Consider the following 721-nt stretch of genomic DNA (forward strand, 5'->3'; position numbering starts at 1 on the left):
AATCGAGCGAGCACTGTTTAATAATCAAATTGGCTATAGAGGTTATGCGGCAGAGTTTTCCGTCTTGGAAGGGAACTCTGCCGTATTCCTGTGGAGCCAATATAGCGCTATGAATGCTTTACAAATTAAAAAGATTGGAGAGAGATGACAAGTGACGATTCGAAGAGGAGATATCTTATGGGCGGATCTCGGTATGTTCCCGACAACTTCGGTTCAGGGTGGAGTAAGACCGGTGATCGTAGTAAGTAACAACAAAGCTAATACATACAGTTCAGTCATTACGGTAGTTCCGCTGACGTCAAGAATATATAAGAAGCGGTATTTACCAACACATGTATTTATCAGTAAATACGATATGACAGGGATCCGAAAAGGAAGCCTTGCATTGGCTGAACAGGTTATGAGCATTTCTACAAAATGTATTATTGAGAAATGCGGAAGAGTAAATAAGTGGAGCCTGGATCGGGTACTGAAAGCAGTACGGATCCAGATGGGAATGGAAGGAGAAGGGCATGACAGCAGAGGAATATAGAAATTATCTGGATCAGGATTTCAGTGATGTAGATATCAATGAAATGACGGATCTACGGATGATAAAAGCAGATGGAAATAAGCCGCTTCAGGAACGGAGAGATATTTTTCTGAATAAAGTAGGAAATCCTTATCTGGTCCGGATCGGTAATATGAAAGTAAAAGTCAGATTTGCCAATAACGGTATATC

At 40.9% G+C, this 721-nt stretch carries 2 protein-coding genes; both read left to right on the plus strand.

Annotated elements, in window-relative coordinates:
- Nucleotides 1-151 precede the first annotated feature (151 nt).
- Nucleotides 152-532: a type II toxin-antitoxin system PemK/MazF family toxin gene (locus G5B11_RS18735; protein ID WP_012744261.1), complete on the plus strand. Its 381-nt coding sequence runs from the start codon at nucleotides 152-154 to the stop codon at nucleotides 530-532.
- Nucleotides 513-721, plus strand: a 209-nt coding sequence (locus G5B11_RS18740) for a DUF6870 family protein (protein ID WP_173729336.1), incomplete at its 3' end; no start/stop codon positions are given. The genes G5B11_RS18735 and G5B11_RS18740, both read left to right, overlap by 20 nt.

The organism is Blautia glucerasea (assembly GCF_013304385.1).
GTDB classification, from domain to species: Bacteria; Bacillota; Clostridia; order Lachnospirales; family Lachnospiraceae; genus Blautia_A; species Blautia_A ammoniilytica.